Raw genomic sequence first — 15763 nt, 5'->3', positions numbered from 1 at the left:
GATAACGGCTTAGCGCGTTTAGGCCGCAGTTAGGCATTGTCGCCGCTCCATCTGCTGGGGTAATATGGCGCGCTATAATTTTGCCGCCGCGCCGGCGCGTTTGCGAACGCCGGTTCGGGGGTAAATTTGGGTTAGGGTTTATTGGCCCGAAGTGTGTTAACCAATGCCTCCGAAAGCGTGAGAACGCTTTTTGATGCAAACTCCCTTGCAGTACCGCTACCTATGGCAAAAGAACAAACGGATCGCACGACGCTGGATCTGTTCGCAGATGAACGCCGTCCGGGGCGCCCGAAAACCAACCCGCTCTCCCGCGATGAACAGCTCAGAATCAATAAGCGCAATCAGTTACGGCGCGATAAAGTGCGTGGATTGCGGCGCGTAGAGCTGAAAATCAACGCGGATGCGGTGGACGCCCTGAACAAACTGGCGGAACAGCGCAATATCAGCCGCAGCGAGCTCATCGAGCAGATGCTGTTGGCGCAACTGGCGGAAGAACAGCCGGAACATTGATCTCTTCGGCCGCACGCGCGGCGCGGCGTTAAGGACAACGCCGGATCGGCAACGCTTTTCTTCTTCTCCGGCATCGCATTAATGCGATAAAACCCCGGAGCCACTTTCTGGCATGATACGCATTTACCGGTAAGAGACTGCGCCCTGTCGGCGCCGGCCCGCGCGGCGAAAGGCTCTTGCCATGGCATCATTTTAATCGGCGTCAGCGGCGGCAGTGCTGGCATCGAGTAATGCAATTACTTGAATTTAAAGGTTATACGCGATATGGCTACTGTAGGCATTTTCTTTGGCAGCGACACTGGCAATACCGAAAACATTGCCAAAATGATCCAGAAAATTCTCCAGAAACAGTTTGGCGACGACGTCTCTGAAGTACACGACATCGCTAAAAGCAGCAAAGAAGACCTGGAAGGGTTTGATATCCTGCTGCTGGGTATCCCGACCTGGTACTACGGTGAAGCGCAGTGTGACTGGGATGATTTCTTCCCGACGCTGGAAGAGGTCGATTTCAACGGCAAACTGGTGGCGCTGTTCGGCTGCGGCGACCAGGAAGACTACGCGGAATACTTCTGTGACGCGATGGGCACCATCCGCGACATCATCGAGCCGCGCGGCGCAGCCATCGTGGGCCACTGGCCGACCAAAGGCTACCACTTCGAGGCCTCCAAAGGCCTGGCGGACGACAACCACTTCATCGGTCTGGCGATCGACGAAGACCGTCAGCCGGAGCTGACCAACGAGCGCGTCGACGCCTGGGTCAAGCAAATCGTCGAAGAACTGAGCCTGGCCGATATCGTCGGCTAAGCGCCGGCACTGGCGAAAGGTTGAACAAAGGCCCTGTAACGTGCATAGTGTTGGCCACAGGGCCGTCATCGGCAGTAAGGATTGCTGCGATAGAAGCTACAGATTTGTAACTTCCCACCCCGTCAAGGTAGACTGAGATATCGGTTTATCCCATCCATCAAGGCGTTGCATGCAAAACATGCAATAGTGCAATTATATCCTTGTTAACAACCGGCGGTTTCCATTTAGCACAACCGGTTCTATAATGAGACGCATTAACTCTTTGTGCCGACCGATGCCACAGGCGAGTACGCCTCAACTTGATTAGCATAGTAACAGGACTGAATTCGCATGACCGACAACAACATCGCATTGAAGAAGGCCGGCTTAAAAGTCACGCTTCCGCGACTCAAAATCCTGGAAGTACTGCAAAATCCGGAATGCCATCACGTCAGTGCGGAAGATTTGTACAAAAAACTGATAGATATGGGCGAAGAGATCGGGCTGGCGACGGTTTATCGCGTACTGAACCAGTTTGACGATGCGGGCATTGTGACGCGTCACAATTTCGAAGGCGGCAAGTCCGTGTTCGAGCTGACCCAACAGCATCACCACGATCACCTGATTTGCCTGGACTGCGGCAAAGTGATCGAGTTCAGCGACGAATCCATCGAAGTGCGCCAGCGTGATATCGCCAAACAGCACGGCATCAAGCTCACCAACCACAGCCTGTACCTGTACGGCCACTGTGAAACCGGTGACTGCCGCGAAGACGAAACGCTGCACGACAAGAAATAAGCCTGACCGGCTATGAAAAACCGCCTCACACCGAGGCGGTTTTTTTATGCCCGCCGTACAGCGGACAAAAAAATCCCCGGACAAGCCGGGGGAAGATCATGTCATGAAATACAACAATTGCAGCGGCACTGCTACTCCACGTACTACTCTCACTACAACGCCCGCCCCACCCCGGCACGCGCGGAGGCGAACGCATTCCCCCTTCGTTACACGGCCCGCCGCCAGAGCGGCGAGCCGGCGCACCGGGCTTAGACCTTCTCGGCGCGGCTGTAGCGCTTGCCGTCCGGGCTAACCGAACGCACCTGCACCTCACCGGACACCGCAGGCTTGGCCTTGGCGTCATAGCGCTGCCATTGCTTGCCGCCATCGGTGGAATACTCGATACCCAACCCCGGCAGCGCAATATTCGCCTCCAGCTTGCCGCCCGCTACGCGTGCGCCCGGCACCGGCAGACGGTAAGCGACGCCGCCTTTATCCAGCTTGGCCAGTTCACGCTGGCCGAGGATATTGGCGAAGCGCAGCCAGTCTTTCTCCAGCGCCTTGGTATCGACAAAGTGGGTTTCCCCGCCTTTGTATTCACGGCCGGCGCGGTAATCCTGCTCCCAACCGGCACGGTGCCAAGCACGTTCAGCCACCGACAACGCACGCGGGAAGATCATGTATTCCATCTGCGGATCGGTGCGCTGGGTTTCGCTCCACAGCTGGGCGGAAAGCCCGTATGCTCCCGGCCACGGCTTGTCGCTCTTGGCGTTGAAGTGGTTGCCGTCACGGTCGACCGAGGTTTCCGCGTTCTGCGGCATGTTGTCCGGCGCGAAGCTGAACACCTTGCGTTCGTCGCTGAAGCGGGTGCCCCAGTAGTAACCGCGCTCGTCCGGGTTCACCTCGTAAGGGAAGTCCATATAGACGTAGTCCGGGTTGGAGACCACCACTTCATACCCTTTGTTGGCCCAATCGTTGACGCTATCGAAACCGCCCCAGTACAGGGTGTCCCAGAAGTTGACGCCCACGCGCGAGGTGGCAAACGCCTTCGCGCTCTCGGCGTCTTTCAGGCCGTCCTGCCAGGCCTGCATTCTGTCGATGCCGTGCGCTTTCACCAACTTGCTGACCTCTTGACCGAAGTAGCTCGGCAGGTGTTCCATGTCGGCCACTTTGCCGTCTTTGATCATCGCCTGGCAGACCTGCGACTTGGCCCACGGTTTGTCTTCGTTGCTCTGATCGATGACGCCTTTGCCCGGCTCCGGTTTCGCCTTGTCGGTATAACCGGCGCCCAGACGAATGTTTTTCGCCTCGTCGCCGCCGAAATGCCAGGTCTTGATCGGCTGGCCGGCCTCTTTATGCATTTGGGCGATCTCGCCGATCACCTTGTCGACAAAGCGCTGGGAAGAATCCAGGCACGGGTTCAGGTAGCTCTGGCGATTAAAGAACTGCACGGAGGTGGTATTGGAAGTATCGGTCGGATCCACCAGGCGGAATTCGTTGGCCTCCTGCTCTTTCCCGGCGGCATGCAGCTTCTTATAGCGCGCCTCCATCGACACCACTGCGGCGCGGGCGTGCGCCGGCATGTCGATCTCCGGGATCACTTCGATCTGGCGCGCCTGCGCGTATTTGATGATGTCGATGTAGTCCTGGCGGGTAAAGAAGCCGCCGTAGACGTCCGGCCCCTGCCCGTACTGCGGCAGCAGGCAGGTAGTTTCGCTCAGATCGTGGCAGCGCTGGCCCCCGACTTCCGTCAGCTCAGGCAAGCCGGGGATTTCGATGCGCCAACCTTCGTCATCGCTCAGGTGGAAGTGGAATTTGTTCAGCTTGTAGGCCGCCATCTGGTCCAGCAGGCGCAGCACCGCGTCCTTCTTATGGAAGTTGCGCGCCACGTCGAGGAAAATGCCACGATACTGGAAGCGCGGCGCGTCGCTGGCGTCCAGCGTGGCGATCTTGGCGCTGCCGTCGGTCGGCACTAACGACAGGATCGACTGCAGACCGTAGAACACCCCGGCCTGATCGAAACCGATCACCCGCGCCTCTTTCTTGCCGATCTTCAGCTCATAGGCACCCGGAACCGCCATCGAACCTTTAAATTTGCCGGGCTGGATGTCAGTCTTGATCGGATAACCGCCGGCCTGTACCGGCACACCCAGCAACGCGAAACGCTGGTTGACGACGTCCGCCGCCGGCTTGACCAGCGTGCTCAGATCCGGCGATACCCCGTTACGCAGATCGGCGTCCTGCGCGTGCACTTTCACCTGCATCGGCGTCGGCACGATCTGGCCGCGCAGCGCGCCGGCAGGCAGCGTCTGCAGATCGGCATTGCTGACAAAGCGTGAAGCCGGCGTCATCAGGATGTTTTTGTCATCCTTGCTGCGCTTCCACTGATCGCCGGTGAACGGCGCCACGAACTGATCCAGGTTTTCAGTGTCGGTATTCGCCAGCATTTTCGGCTTGGCGTCGCCGGAAGTGGCGTACCAACGCGGCAGGAAGTCATTTCTGAACAACTGCCAATATTCGGCAATCACCGGGATTTCCACCGCCTTGCCGGCCGGGAAACCGCTGAATTTGGCAGTCGGCTCCAGCTTGTACAGATCGCCGGTAAGGTGCGAGATCTTGAACTGATCGTTGTCCACCCGCAGGGTTTGGCGCGGGCTGTGGAAATAGATGATCCAGTCTTTGCCGCCGATCGCCTGGCCATCGTTGCTGAGGGTGAACAACACCCGGTTGCACGAGGCCCAATCGGCGCCCAGCGCTGCGCAATCCACGCCGTTTTCAGCGGCGCGGTTATCCAGCATTTTCACGTTCAGCTTCAGTTGGCTCAGTTGATCCACCAGCTGTTGATCGGCCATGGCGCTCCCCATGCCGCCCAGGAATCCCATCGTTGCCGTCAAGGCGGCAAGCGCGCTCAGTTTGAATGCGTTCATCTTCTCGTCCTTCTTAATTATTGTTATCGCGGATTTCTTGCCACAGCTTGCCGCACTTGGCGTCGTAAGCCTGACCGTTGCCGCTGTGAACCGCCATAATGCAGTTCTGATAATCCATCACCCGCACCGTTTCCCGCTCGGCAAACTGCTGGTGCTGTTTCTCTTGTTTCAGCACGTTCAGCACCGCCTTGCAGGGCTGCAGGCGCTCCGGCGAACCTTCAGCGGTGTTGATGCAGGCGCTGTAAGCCTGCTTCAATTTGGTGTCTTCCGGCGGCGCGGCGGGTTGCGCGCAGGCGCTCAGGGCCGCAACGGCCGCCAACATCAGCATGATTTTTTTCATCGTTGAATTCCCTTAACTGTCCCCGGCGGCAAAACCGGGGAACGCATCAGAAGATGGTGAATGGCGCGATGACCATGAACTTGACGTCTTTCTCGTCCTGGAAGATGTTGCCGTAACCGCCGCCCCAGCTCGGGATGTTGGTGTGGTTGTCATACTGGGTGTAGTGCAGCTTGATCAGCGTGCCTTTGGCGCGCCCTTCCTGAATGGTGTACATCGCGTCCAGGCTCCAGGCGCTTTCTTTCAGGCGCTGGCTCTGATCGAAGATCGGGTTGGTGCTCGGCTTGGCGTCCCAGGCGTAGACGTAAGAGCCGCCGACCGCCATGCCCGGCAGGTTCCAGTTGCTCAGGTCATACATGACGCCGGCGTACACCGCTTTTTCGCCGTTGGCGTTAAAGTCGGAGCGGTTGTCCCACCACACGTCCAAGCGACCGTTGGACGACGCATAAGTCGGGGTCATGCGCTGCAGGAAGAAGCCCTGATTGCCTTCCGCCTTGACCATGGTGCCTTCCAGACGCCAGTTGAACTGACCGGTGGTGTAGCCGAAGGTCAACGCCTGCAGCCAGGCCAGGCCGTCATAGATGCTGTTCGGATCGTTCTTGTTGCTGATGCGGTCTTCCGCGCCGTAGAACTGGTAGCTGGTGGTCAGCGGGTTGCCCAGCAGATCGAATTTGTAAGACGCCTTGGTGAAATACTGGTTCACGTAGCCCTGAGCCTGACCGAAGGCGGCTTCCAGCACCAGATCGTTTTTAAAATCGTACTTGGCGCCCAGCGAGTGCAAATAGGAGACGCGGGTTTTCTTATCGTTCTGACGGAAGTCGTCCATTTCGATATGCCACGGCGCCTTGTACTTGTCGGTCCACATGTAGGAGAAGCTCAACGCGCCGGCATCGCCGTAGTCGAACTTGGCACCGGCTTCGGCCCCCTGATAGGTGCCCGGCATAAAGCTCCAATGCGGCGCCAGCAGGGTTTGGCCACTCGGCTGAATATAGCCGGCGCGCGCCCAGACCGGGCCGTACTTGAATTTGGCGGCGGCTTTGTACAGGCTGATGCCGCCTTTGTCGCCGGAGTAATCTTCATCGTAGGTACGGTTCTTCGAGGAGAATGCGATCTCGTTCGGGTGGCCGCTGGCGCTGGATTCCGCCAATTCGATGGCGGTAAAGGTGCCGACATCCAGACCGAACATGTCCCAGGCATAGCCCGAAGCGAAATCCAGGCTCAGGTTGGCGGTGGAGTGCGACAGGTTGGTAGTGTATTTGTTGTAATCCTTGCTTTCCGGATTGAGATCTTTACGGTCGCGCTCACGTTGCCAGTAATAAATGCCGCCGGTCAGCGTGGAATCATCGATAAACCCTGCGGCTTTCGCCTCAGGCGCCATGGCAAACCCTGTTCCCAACAGCGCGCCCGCGACAGCGAGCGCCAGCGTTTTACGCTGAGCACCGTGCGTACCCATATTGAAATTCCTCTTTGACTTAACTTAAAAGTTGCAGCCGCCTGTGTTCACCACTGCCCTGCACGACTGCCAATAAAAAACCCGAACGGGTAAAAAATATTGCCGACGAGATGTTATTCCCACAGCACTTATTGCTACAGACAGACTATTTTTCGCGACGCGAATTATCAAATGAAAAATGCGGAAGATTTGTCAAAGTATGACAAAGAGCACATATCGATGAGAATTTGTTACGCCGATAGGCATTGAGGGTGTCGAATAAAAAATTCAATTAAATCAGAATAAATACAGATATCAGGTCAACCAGAGACGATTAATGGTTTCAGCCTGACCTAATTCGTCAGTCAGAAGATAAAAATTGAGAGCGCTCTCCAAATGAAATTAATTCGCATCACGAATATATAAGCAAATATTAAGATTTATAAGGCCAATATCAAGATGCCTATTGGCTGACGCGCGGCGAGGAATTAAACAGAGTGCCGTAGAAATGAAAGTGGAATAGATTAGCGGATAAATCGCAGGCATAAAAAAGCGCGGCCTAAGCCGCGCTGATACATTAATTTTCGAGGCTAATAAGATTAACCTTCGATTTTAGCCCAGGTGTCTCGCAGGCCAACGGTACGGTTAAATACCAAATGCTCGGCTGAAGAGTAGCGGCTGTCGGCACAGAAATAGCCCTCACGTTCGAACTGGTAGGCTTTCTCCGGCTGTGCGGCCGCCAGGCTCGGTTCGACGAAGCCACGCTTGATCACCAGCGATTCCGGGTTGATGGTAGCGAGGAAATCCTCCGCCGCGCCCGGGTTAGGCACGCTGAACAGGCGATCGTACAGGCGAATTTCCGCCGGCAGCGCGTGCGCCGCGGAAACCCAGTGGATCACGCCTTTCACCTTGCGGCCATCGGCAGGATCTTTGCTCAGCGTTTCTGCATCGTAGCTGCAGAAGATGGTAGTGATCTCACCCGCGTCGTCTTTCTCGACGCGTTCGGCCTTGATCACATACGCATTGCGCAGGCGCACTTCCTTGCCCAGCACCAGACGTTTGTATTGCTTGTTGGCTTCTTCACGGAAGTCGGCGCGATCGATATAGATCTCGCGGCTGAATGGCACATCGCGGCTGCCCATTTCCGGCTTGTTCGGGTGGTTCGGCATGGTGACCATTTCCACCGCATCACCCATGTTTTCGATGACGATTTTTACCGGATCCAGCACCGCCATAGCGCGCGGTGCGTTCTCGTTCAGATCGTCACGGATGCAGGATTCCAGCGCCATCATCTCGACGTTGTTGTCTTGCTTGGTCACGCCGATGCGCAGGCAGAACTCGCGAATGGAAGCGGCGGTATAACCGCGGCGACGTAAACCGGAAACGGTCGGCATGCGCGGGTCATCCCAACCTTCGACGATCTTCTCGGTCACCAGCTGGTTCAGCTTGCGCTTCGACATGATGGCGTATTCGAGGTTGAGACGCGAAAACTCGTACTGACGCGGGTGGCAAGGAATGGTGATGTTATCCAGCACCCAGTCATACAGGCGGCGGTTATCCTGGAATTCCAGGGTACACAGCGAATGGGTGATCCCTTCCAGCGCATCGGAAATGCAGTGGGTGAAATCGTACATCGGGTAGATGCACCATTTGTTGCCGGTCTGGTGGTGTTCAGCGAACTTGATGCGGTACAGCACCGGATCGCGCATCACGATAAACGGCGAAGCCATATCGATCTTGGCGCGCAGGCAAGCGGCGCCCTCGGCGAATTCACCGTTGCGCATCTTCTCGAACAGCGCCAGGTTCTCTTCCACGCTGCGGTCGCGGTACGGGCTGTCTTTGCCCGGCGCGGTCAGGGTGCCGCGGTATTCGCGGATCTGCTCCGGCGACAGCTCGTCGACGTAGGCCAGCCCCTTGGTGATCAGCTCAACCGCATACTGGTGCAGCTGGTCGAAATAGTCAGAGGAGTAGCGAACGTTGCCGCTCCACTCAAAGCCCAGCCACTCCACGTCGTGCTTGATCGACTCGACGAACTCGATGTCTTCTTTCACCGGGTTGGTGTCGTCGAAGCGCAGGTTGCACTGGCCCTGGTAGTCTTTGGCGATGCCGAAGTTCAGGCAGATGGACTTGGCATGACCGATATGCAGATAGCCGTTAGGCTCCGGCGGGAAACGGGTATGTACCGATGTATGTTTCCCCGACGCCAGATCTTCATCGACGATCTGACGGATAAAATTGGTTGGGCGGGCTTCAGCCTCACTCATTTCACTGTTCCTCAATGCAAAGCGCTACACATAACCGCCTATGATCCAACAAGCCACGTCTGGAAACAACCGTTTGTTTCACGAAAAATGCGGCATGTTGCACCCTCGGCGCGCGGCGCACCGCCGTGGGGCGAAACGGGATAAAAAAAAGCGGGAAGAGATCGCTCTCTTCCCGCCAAGTCGGGGCAAACTCCGCCATGATGCGTGACCGGCCCCAGGTACTACTCAGGTAAAAACGGCCTTACTTTTGGATCTCGTACAGCTTGGTCTGGCCGGCGACCACAGAACCGCTGGCCAGCGCCGCCAGGCCGGCGTAGTCGTCAGAGTTGCTGACCACTACCGGGCTTATCATCGAACGCGCGTTAGCGTTCAAGTAATCCAGATCCAGTTCCAGAATCGGTTGACCGGCTTTCACTTCCGCGCCCTCTTCCACCAGGCGTTTGAAGCCCTGGCCTTCCAGCGCGACGGTGTCGATCCCCATGTGCACCACGATCTCGGCACCCTTGTCGGTTTCCAGACAAAATGCGTGGTTGGTATTGAAGATTTTCACCACGGTGCCGTCAGCCGGCGCCACGACGATCTTGTCGGTCGGGCGAATCGCCAGGCCGTCGCCCACCGCCTTGCTGGCGAAAGCTTCGTCCGGCACCTGATCGAGCGCCACCACTTCACCGGTCACCGGCGCCACCAGCGTTTCAAACGCGGCTTTCGGTGCGTTCGGTACCGCTTGCGGTTTGGCTTCCGCTGCAGGTGCCGCCGCCGGGGCCGCCGCTGCCGCCACCGGACCGGCCGCAATCACGTTGCGCATTGCGCTGGCGATCAGTTCGGCACGGGTGCCGACGATCACTTGCACGCTCTGCTTGTTCAGGCGGATAACGCCCGACGCGCCCAGGCGCTTCGCCAATGCGTCGTTCACCAGCGCGGAGTCTTTCACGTTCAGACGCAGACGGGTGATGCAGGCGTCGATACCGGTCAGGTTGTCGGAACCGCCGATCGCGCCGACATAACGGCGGGCCAGCGTGGTGGTTTCGTTCTCGTCTTTACCGGCGTTGCTGTCGACATTGACGTCGTAACCGTCGGTCTCGTCACCGGCAACCGCCAGTTCGCGGCCCGGGGTCATCAGGTTGAACTTGTTGATGGTGAAACGGAATACCACGTAGTAGATAACGAAGAACACCAGACCTTGCGGGATCAGCATGTACCAGTGGGTCGCCAGCGGGTTGCGAGACGACAGCACCATATCCACCAGGCCGGCGCTGAAGCCGAAACCAGCGATCCAATGCATGCTGGCGGCGATGAACACCGAGATGCCGGTCAGCACGGCGTGGATCACGTACAGCACGGGCGCCACGAACATGAAGGAGAATTCCAGCGGTTCGGTGATGCCGGTGAAGAAGGCGGCGAAGGCAGCCGCCAGCATGATGCCCGCAACTTTGGCTTTGTTCTCAGGGCGTGCGCAGTGATAGACGGCCAGTGCCGCACCCGGCAGACCGAACATCATGATCGGGAAGAAGCCCGCCTGATAACGACCGGTGATGCCGACGACCGCTTTACCGGCTTCGATCGACTGCTGGCCGCCAAGGAAGTTAGGGATATCGTTGATGCCGGCCACGTCGAACCAGAACACCGAGTTCAGCGCGTGGTGCAGGCCGACCGGGATCAGCAGGCGGTTGAAGAAGGCGTAGATACCCGCGCCGACCGAGCCCATTTTCTGGATGTGTTCACCGAAGTTTACCAGACCGTTGAAGATCACCGGCCAGATGTACATCAGGATAAAGGCGACCAGGATCATCAGGAAGGAGATCAGGATTGGCACCAGACGGCGGCCGCTGAAGAACGACAGCGCCTTAGGCAGCTCGACGCCGCTGAAGCGGTTGTACACTTCGGCGGAGATGATGCCCACCAGAATACCGACGAACTGGTTCTGGATCTTGCCGAACGCGGCAGGCACCTGATCGAGCGGGATCTTCTGAATCATCGACACGGCGGCCGGTGAACAGAGGGTGGTCAACACCAGGAAACCGACGAAGCCGGTTAACGCAGCCGCGCCGTCCTTGTCTTTGGACATGCCGTAGGCCACGCCGATAGCGAACAGCACCGACATGTTGTCGATGATAGCGGAGCCGGATTTAATGAAGAAAGCGGCGAGCGCGTTGTCGCCGCCCCAACCAACAGGGTCAATCCAGTACCCGACGCCCATTAAGATGGCTGCGGCGGGCAGCGTGGCGACCGGCACCATCAGCGCCCGTCCCACCTTTTGCAAATAACTAAGAATGTTCACCTTTTCCCCCTATGTTGTCCGCGGACGGACCCTATTTAGTAGTTTATTTGGAGCTCTCACTACCTTTTTAGAAAAAACGCATGGCACGTATCACTCATGCCGAGTGTAAAAAATTTATTTTGTATCGCAAATTAAAACCTCCCTTTTTGTGATAAATATCACCAAAAAGTAGTGTTTACCTCCCACATTGCTAGCCATCACACAAAACTTATTTTATCATTCAAAAAATCAACCGAACGGACGATTCACGCGAGAATCACAAAGCTGGATTACGCTTAGGACTCCCGCAGGCCCGTACAGTATAGCTTTAGTTTACTTAAGTTTACTTATTCCAAGAGGTGTTAGATGAGACTTATCCCACTGAAAGATACCGCACAAGTCGGCAAATGGGCCGCGCGTCATATCGTTCAACGCATCAACGCATTCAAGCCAACCGCAGAGCGCCCGTTTGTGCTCGGCCTGCCCACCGGCGGCACGCCGCTGGAAGCCTACAAACATCTGATTGCGATGCACAAAGCAGGTGAAGTAAGCTTTAAGCATGTTGTGACTTTCAACATGGACGAGTACGTTGGCCTGCCGCAAGAACACCCGGAAAGCTACCACACCTTCATGTACCGCAACTTCTTTGATCACGTTGATATTCCTAGTGAAAATATCAACCTGCTGAATGGCAACGCCGCAGATGTCGACGCCGAGTGCCGCCAGTACGAAGAGAAGATCAAGTCTTACGGCAAAATTAACCTGTTCATGGGCGGCGTGGGCATCGACGGCCACATCGCGTTCAACGAACCGGCTTCGTCCCTGGCTTCGCGCACCCGCATCAAAACGCTGACCGAAGACACCCGCATCGCCAACTCGCGCTTCTTCGGCGGCGACGTCAGCCTGGTGCCGAAGTATGCGCTGACCGTTGGCGTGGGCACGCTGCTGGACGCAGAAGAAGTGATGATCCTGGTGACCGGCCACGCCAAGGCACAGGCGTTGGAAGCCGCAGTGGAAGGCAACATCAACCACATGTGGACCATCAGCTGTTTGCAGCTGCACGCCAAAGCGGTGGTGGTCTGCGACGAACCGGCCACCATGGAGCTGAAAGTCAAAACCGTTAAATATTTCCGCGAGTTAGAAGCGGAAAGCGTTAAAAGTCTTTAATCTTTGCAGGGGGCTACGATGTTCGCTTTAACCCACGGCCGGATCTATACCGGCCACGACGTACTTGATGACCATGCAGTCATTATCGCTGATGGGCTGATCGAGAGAGTCTGCCCGGCGGCCGAATTGCCCGCCGGCATCGAAACGCGCGATCTGGGTGGCGCTATCCTGGCCCCCGGGCTGATCGACGTACAGCTGAACGGCTGCGGCGGCGTACAGTTCAACGATTCGCTGGAGGCGATTTCGGAAGAAACGCTGGAAATCATGCAGCGCGCCAACCAGAAATCCGGCTGCACCAGCTATCTGCCGACGCTGATCACCAGCAGCGACGAATTCATGAAGCACAGCGTCGACGTGATGCGCGCTTATCTGAAAAAGCACCAGAACCAGGCGTTGGGCCTGCACCTGGAAGGGCCGTATCTCAGCCCGGTGAAAAAAGGCACCCACAACCCGGCGTTCATTCGCAAACCGACCCGCGAAATGATCGACTACCTGTGCGCCAACGCCGACGTGATCACCAAGGTCACGCTGGCACCGGAAATGGTTGAGCCGCACTTTATCAAGCAGTTGACCGAAGCCGGCATCGTGGTTTCCGCCGGCCACTCGAACGCCACCTACGACCAGGCGCGCACCGGCTTCGCGGCCGGCATCAGCTTCGCCACCCACCTGTACAACGCCATGCCGTACATTACCGGCCGCGAACCGGGGTTGATGGGAGCGATCTTCGATACGCCGGAGGTCTATACCGGCATCATCGCCGACGGCCATCACGTGGCCTGGGCGAGTATCCGTAACGCCAAACGCCTGAAAGGTGATAAATTGGTATTGGTCACCGATGCCACCGCGCCAGCGGGTGCAGATATTGACCAATTTATTTTCGCCGGTAAAACAATATACTATCGGGACGGGCTGTGCGTGGATGAGAACGGCACCCTGAGCGGTTCCGCGCTGACCATGATCGAAGCGGTGCAAAACAGCGTCGAGCATATCGGCATCGCGCTGGACGAAGCGCTGCGCATGGCGACGCTGTATCCGGCGCGCGCCATCGGCGTCGATCACCGTCTGGGCACCATCGAAGCCGGCAAGGTGGCTAACCTGACCATCTTCACCCGTGATTTTAAAATCACCAAAACGCTCGTTAACGGTAACGAGGTTTAATTCAATGAACAGCGAGTAATATTATTGATGAGCACTGGCGGACAGGCACAAATAGGGAACGTTGACTTAGTCAAACAACTTAACGGCGCGGCAGTTTATCGCTTGATCGACCAACAAGGCCCGATCTCGCGCATCCAGATTGCCGAACTCAGCCAACTCGCCCCCGCTAGCGTCACTAAAATTACTCGCCAGCTGCTGGAGCGCGGGCTGATCAAAGAAGTCGATCAGCAAGCCTCCACCGGTGGTCGCCGCGCGATCTCCATCGTGTCGGAAACCCGTCACTTCCATACCGTCGCGGTGCGCCTTGGCCGCCACGACGCCACCATCACCCTGTACGACATGAGCGGCAAATCGCTCGGCGAAGAACACTACCCGCTACCGGAACGCACCCAGGAAACGCTGGAAAACGCGCTGTTCACCGCCATCGCCCAGTTCATCGACGCAAACCAACGCCGCCTGCGCGAGCTGATCGCCATCGCGGTGATCCTGCCCGGCCTGGTGGATCCGGCGCTGGGCGTGGTGCGCTACATGCCGCACATCAGCGTCAGCAATTGGGCGTTGGTGGATAACCTGCAGCAGCGCTTCAACGTCACCAGCTTCGTCGGCCACGACATCCGCAGCCTGGCGCTGGCGGAGCACTACTTCGGTGCCACCCGCGACTGCGAAGACTCGATTCTGGTGCGCCTGCACCGCGGCACCGGCGCCGGTATCATCGTTAACGGGCAGATTTTTCTCGGCAACAACGGCAACGTCGGCGAGATCGGCCATATCCAGATCGATCCGCTCGGCGAACGCTGCCACTGTGGCAATTTCGGCTGCCTGGAAACGGTGGCCGCCAACGCGGCGATCGAACAGCGCGTGCGCCAGCTGCTGAGCCAAGGCTATCCGAGCAAGCTGACGCTGGACGACTGCGGCATCAACGCCATCTGCAAGGCCGCTAACCGCGGCGATCTGCTGGCCGGTGAAGTGATCGAACACGTCGGCCGCTATTTGGGCAAGGCGGTGGCCATCGCCATCAACCTGTTCAACCCGCAAAAGGTGGTGATCGCCGGTGAGATCACCGAAGCGGACAAAGTGCTGCTGCCGGCGATCCAGAGCTGCATCAATACCCAGGTGCTGAAGGACTTCCGCAAAAATCTGCCGGTGGTGACATCCGAACTCAATCATCGCTCGGCGATCGGCGCTTTCGCCCTGGCCAAACGCGCGATGCTCAACGGCGTGCTCTTGCAGCGATTGCTGGAAAGCTGATCCGCCGCTTCTGGCAAGTGTGTTATCGTCACCCCTTGCCTGCCGTAATCATGAGAAACAGCGACAAATGAAAATCAAAAACGTTATATGCGATATCGACGGCGTGCTGCTGCATGACAATACGCCGGTTCCCGGCGCCGATCTGTTCCTGGCGCGCATCCAGGAGCAAGGCATGCCGCTGGTGGTGCTGACCAATTACCCCTCACAAACCGCGCAGGATTTGGCTAACCGCTTCTCTGCCGCCGGGCTGGAGGTGCCGGAGAGCGCGTTTTACACCTCGGCGATGGCGACCGCTGATTTCCTGCGGCGTCAGGAAGGTAAAAAGGCCTACGTGGTGGGCGAAGGCGCGCTGATCCATGAACTGTACAAGGCCGGTTTCACCATCACCGACATCAACCCGGACTTCGTGATCGTCGGCGAAACCCGCTCTTATAACTGGGATATGATGCACAAGGCCGCCTACTTCGTGAACAACGGCGCGCGTTTTATCGCCACCAACCCGGATAGCCACGGCCACGGCTTCTCGCCGGCCTGCGGCGCACTGTGCGCCCCCATCGAGAAGATCACCGGCCGCAAGCCGTTTTACGTCGGCAAGCCCAGCCCGTGGATCATTCGCGCCGCACTGAACAAAATGCAGGCGCACTCGGAAGAAACGGTGATCGTCGGCGATAACCTGCGCACCGATATTCTGGCGGGCTTCCAGGCCGGCCTCGAAACCGTGCTGGTACTGTCCGGCGTCTCCACGCTGAACGACATCGAAACCATGCCGTTCCGCCCGAGCTACGTCTACCCTTCCGTAGCCGATATCACCATCTTCTGATCTTCAATGGCGGCTGCCCGGCCGCCCTTATTTCCCACGTCATTCCCGCTAATTTGAATTTAATTCGCTCATAGTCGCAAAAG

General features: G+C 57.5%; 12 protein-coding genes. 7 read left to right on the top strand and 5 right to left on the bottom strand.

Annotation, left to right across the window (positions count from 1 at the left end; all coding sequences use genetic code 11):
* Positions 1–222: 222 nt before the first annotated feature.
* The 3 genes from ybfE to fur all read left to right on the top strand — a co-directional run bounded on the left by ybfE (position 223) and on the right by fur (position 2091).
* On the top strand, positions 223–510 hold the full coding sequence (gene ybfE / locus BHU62_RS19200; RefSeq protein WP_004939936.1) for a LexA regulated protein: 288 nt from the start codon (positions 223–225) through the stop codon (positions 508–510).
* Positions 511–774: 264 nt separating this feature from the next.
* Positions 775–1314: a flavodoxin FldA gene (fldA, locus tag BHU62_RS19195; protein WP_004939938.1), complete on the top strand. Its 540-nt coding sequence runs from the start codon at positions 775–777 to the stop codon at positions 1312–1314.
* A 330-nt stretch (positions 1315–1644) separates the two neighbouring features.
* On the top strand, positions 1645–2091 hold the full coding sequence (gene fur, locus BHU62_RS19190; protein WP_019454058.1) for a ferric iron uptake transcriptional regulator: 447 nt from the start codon (positions 1645–1647) through the stop codon (positions 2089–2091).
* Positions 2092–2339: 248 nt separating this feature from the next.
* On the opposite strand, the gene BHU62_RS19185 is transcribed toward fur, so the two are convergent.
* The 5 genes from BHU62_RS19185 to nagE form a co-directional block, all read right to left on the bottom strand.
* Positions 2340–4997 carry a beta-N-acetylhexosaminidase gene (locus BHU62_RS19185; protein WP_073533627.1) on the bottom strand — a complete coding sequence of 886 codons (2658 nt, stop codon included), beginning with the start codon at positions 4995–4997 and terminating at the stop codon, positions 2340–2342.
* Between the two features lie 13 nt (positions 4998–5010).
* Positions 5011–5337 carry a ChiQ/YbfN family lipoprotein gene (chiQ, locus tag BHU62_RS19180; protein ID WP_073533625.1) on the bottom strand — a complete coding sequence of 109 codons (327 nt, stop codon included), beginning with the start codon at positions 5335–5337 and terminating at the stop codon, positions 5011–5013.
* Between the two features lie 46 nt (positions 5338–5383).
* A complete protein-coding gene (chiP, locus tag BHU62_RS19175; RefSeq protein WP_073533623.1) occupies positions 5384–6787 on the bottom strand; it encodes a chitoporin ChiP in 1404 nt (467 codons plus the stop codon).
* A 578-nt stretch (positions 6788–7365) separates the two neighbouring features.
* Positions 7366–9030: a glutamine--tRNA ligase gene (glnS, locus tag BHU62_RS19170; RefSeq protein ID WP_073533621.1), complete on the bottom strand. Its 1665-nt coding sequence runs from the start codon at positions 9028–9030 to the stop codon at positions 7366–7368.
* 241 nt (positions 9031–9271) lie between these two features.
* Positions 9272–11308, bottom strand: coding sequence for an N-acetylglucosamine-specific PTS transporter subunit IIBC (gene nagE, locus BHU62_RS19165; protein ID WP_073533618.1), 2037 nt, complete (start codon positions 11306–11308; stop codon positions 9272–9274).
* A gap of 345 nt (positions 11309–11653) precedes the next feature.
* On the opposite strand from nagE, the gene nagB reads away from it, so the two are divergent.
* The 4 genes from nagB to BHU62_RS19145 all read left to right on the top strand — a co-directional run bounded on the left by nagB (position 11654) and on the right by BHU62_RS19145 (position 15680).
* Positions 11654–12454 carry a glucosamine-6-phosphate deaminase gene (nagB, locus tag BHU62_RS19160; RefSeq protein ID WP_033655301.1) on the top strand — a complete coding sequence of 267 codons (801 nt, stop codon included), beginning with the start codon at positions 11654–11656 and terminating at the stop codon, positions 12452–12454.
* Positions 12455–12472: 18 nt separating this feature from the next.
* Entirely contained in the window at positions 12473–13612 is a 1140-nt protein-coding gene (gene nagA / locus BHU62_RS19155; protein WP_073533615.1) for an N-acetylglucosamine-6-phosphate deacetylase, read from the top strand.
* A gap of 27 nt (positions 13613–13639) precedes the next feature.
* Positions 13640–14860, top strand: a complete 1221-nt coding sequence (nagC, locus tag BHU62_RS19150; RefSeq protein WP_073533611.1) for a DNA-binding transcriptional regulator NagC — start codon at positions 13640–13642, stop codon at positions 14858–14860.
* A gap of 67 nt (positions 14861–14927) precedes the next feature.
* Entirely contained in the window at positions 14928–15680 is a 753-nt protein-coding gene (locus BHU62_RS19145) for an HAD-IIA family hydrolase (RefSeq protein ID WP_073533609.1), read from the top strand.
* Positions 15681–15763 lie beyond the last annotated feature (83 nt).

The sequence above is a fragment of the Serratia marcescens genome, assembly GCF_001902635.1.
Lineage (GTDB): Bacteria > Pseudomonadota > Gammaproteobacteria > Enterobacterales > Enterobacteriaceae > Serratia > Serratia marcescens_F.
The sequence above is the reverse complement of the archived record's forward strand: the minus strand, read 5'-3'. Positions and strand labels throughout refer to the sequence as shown.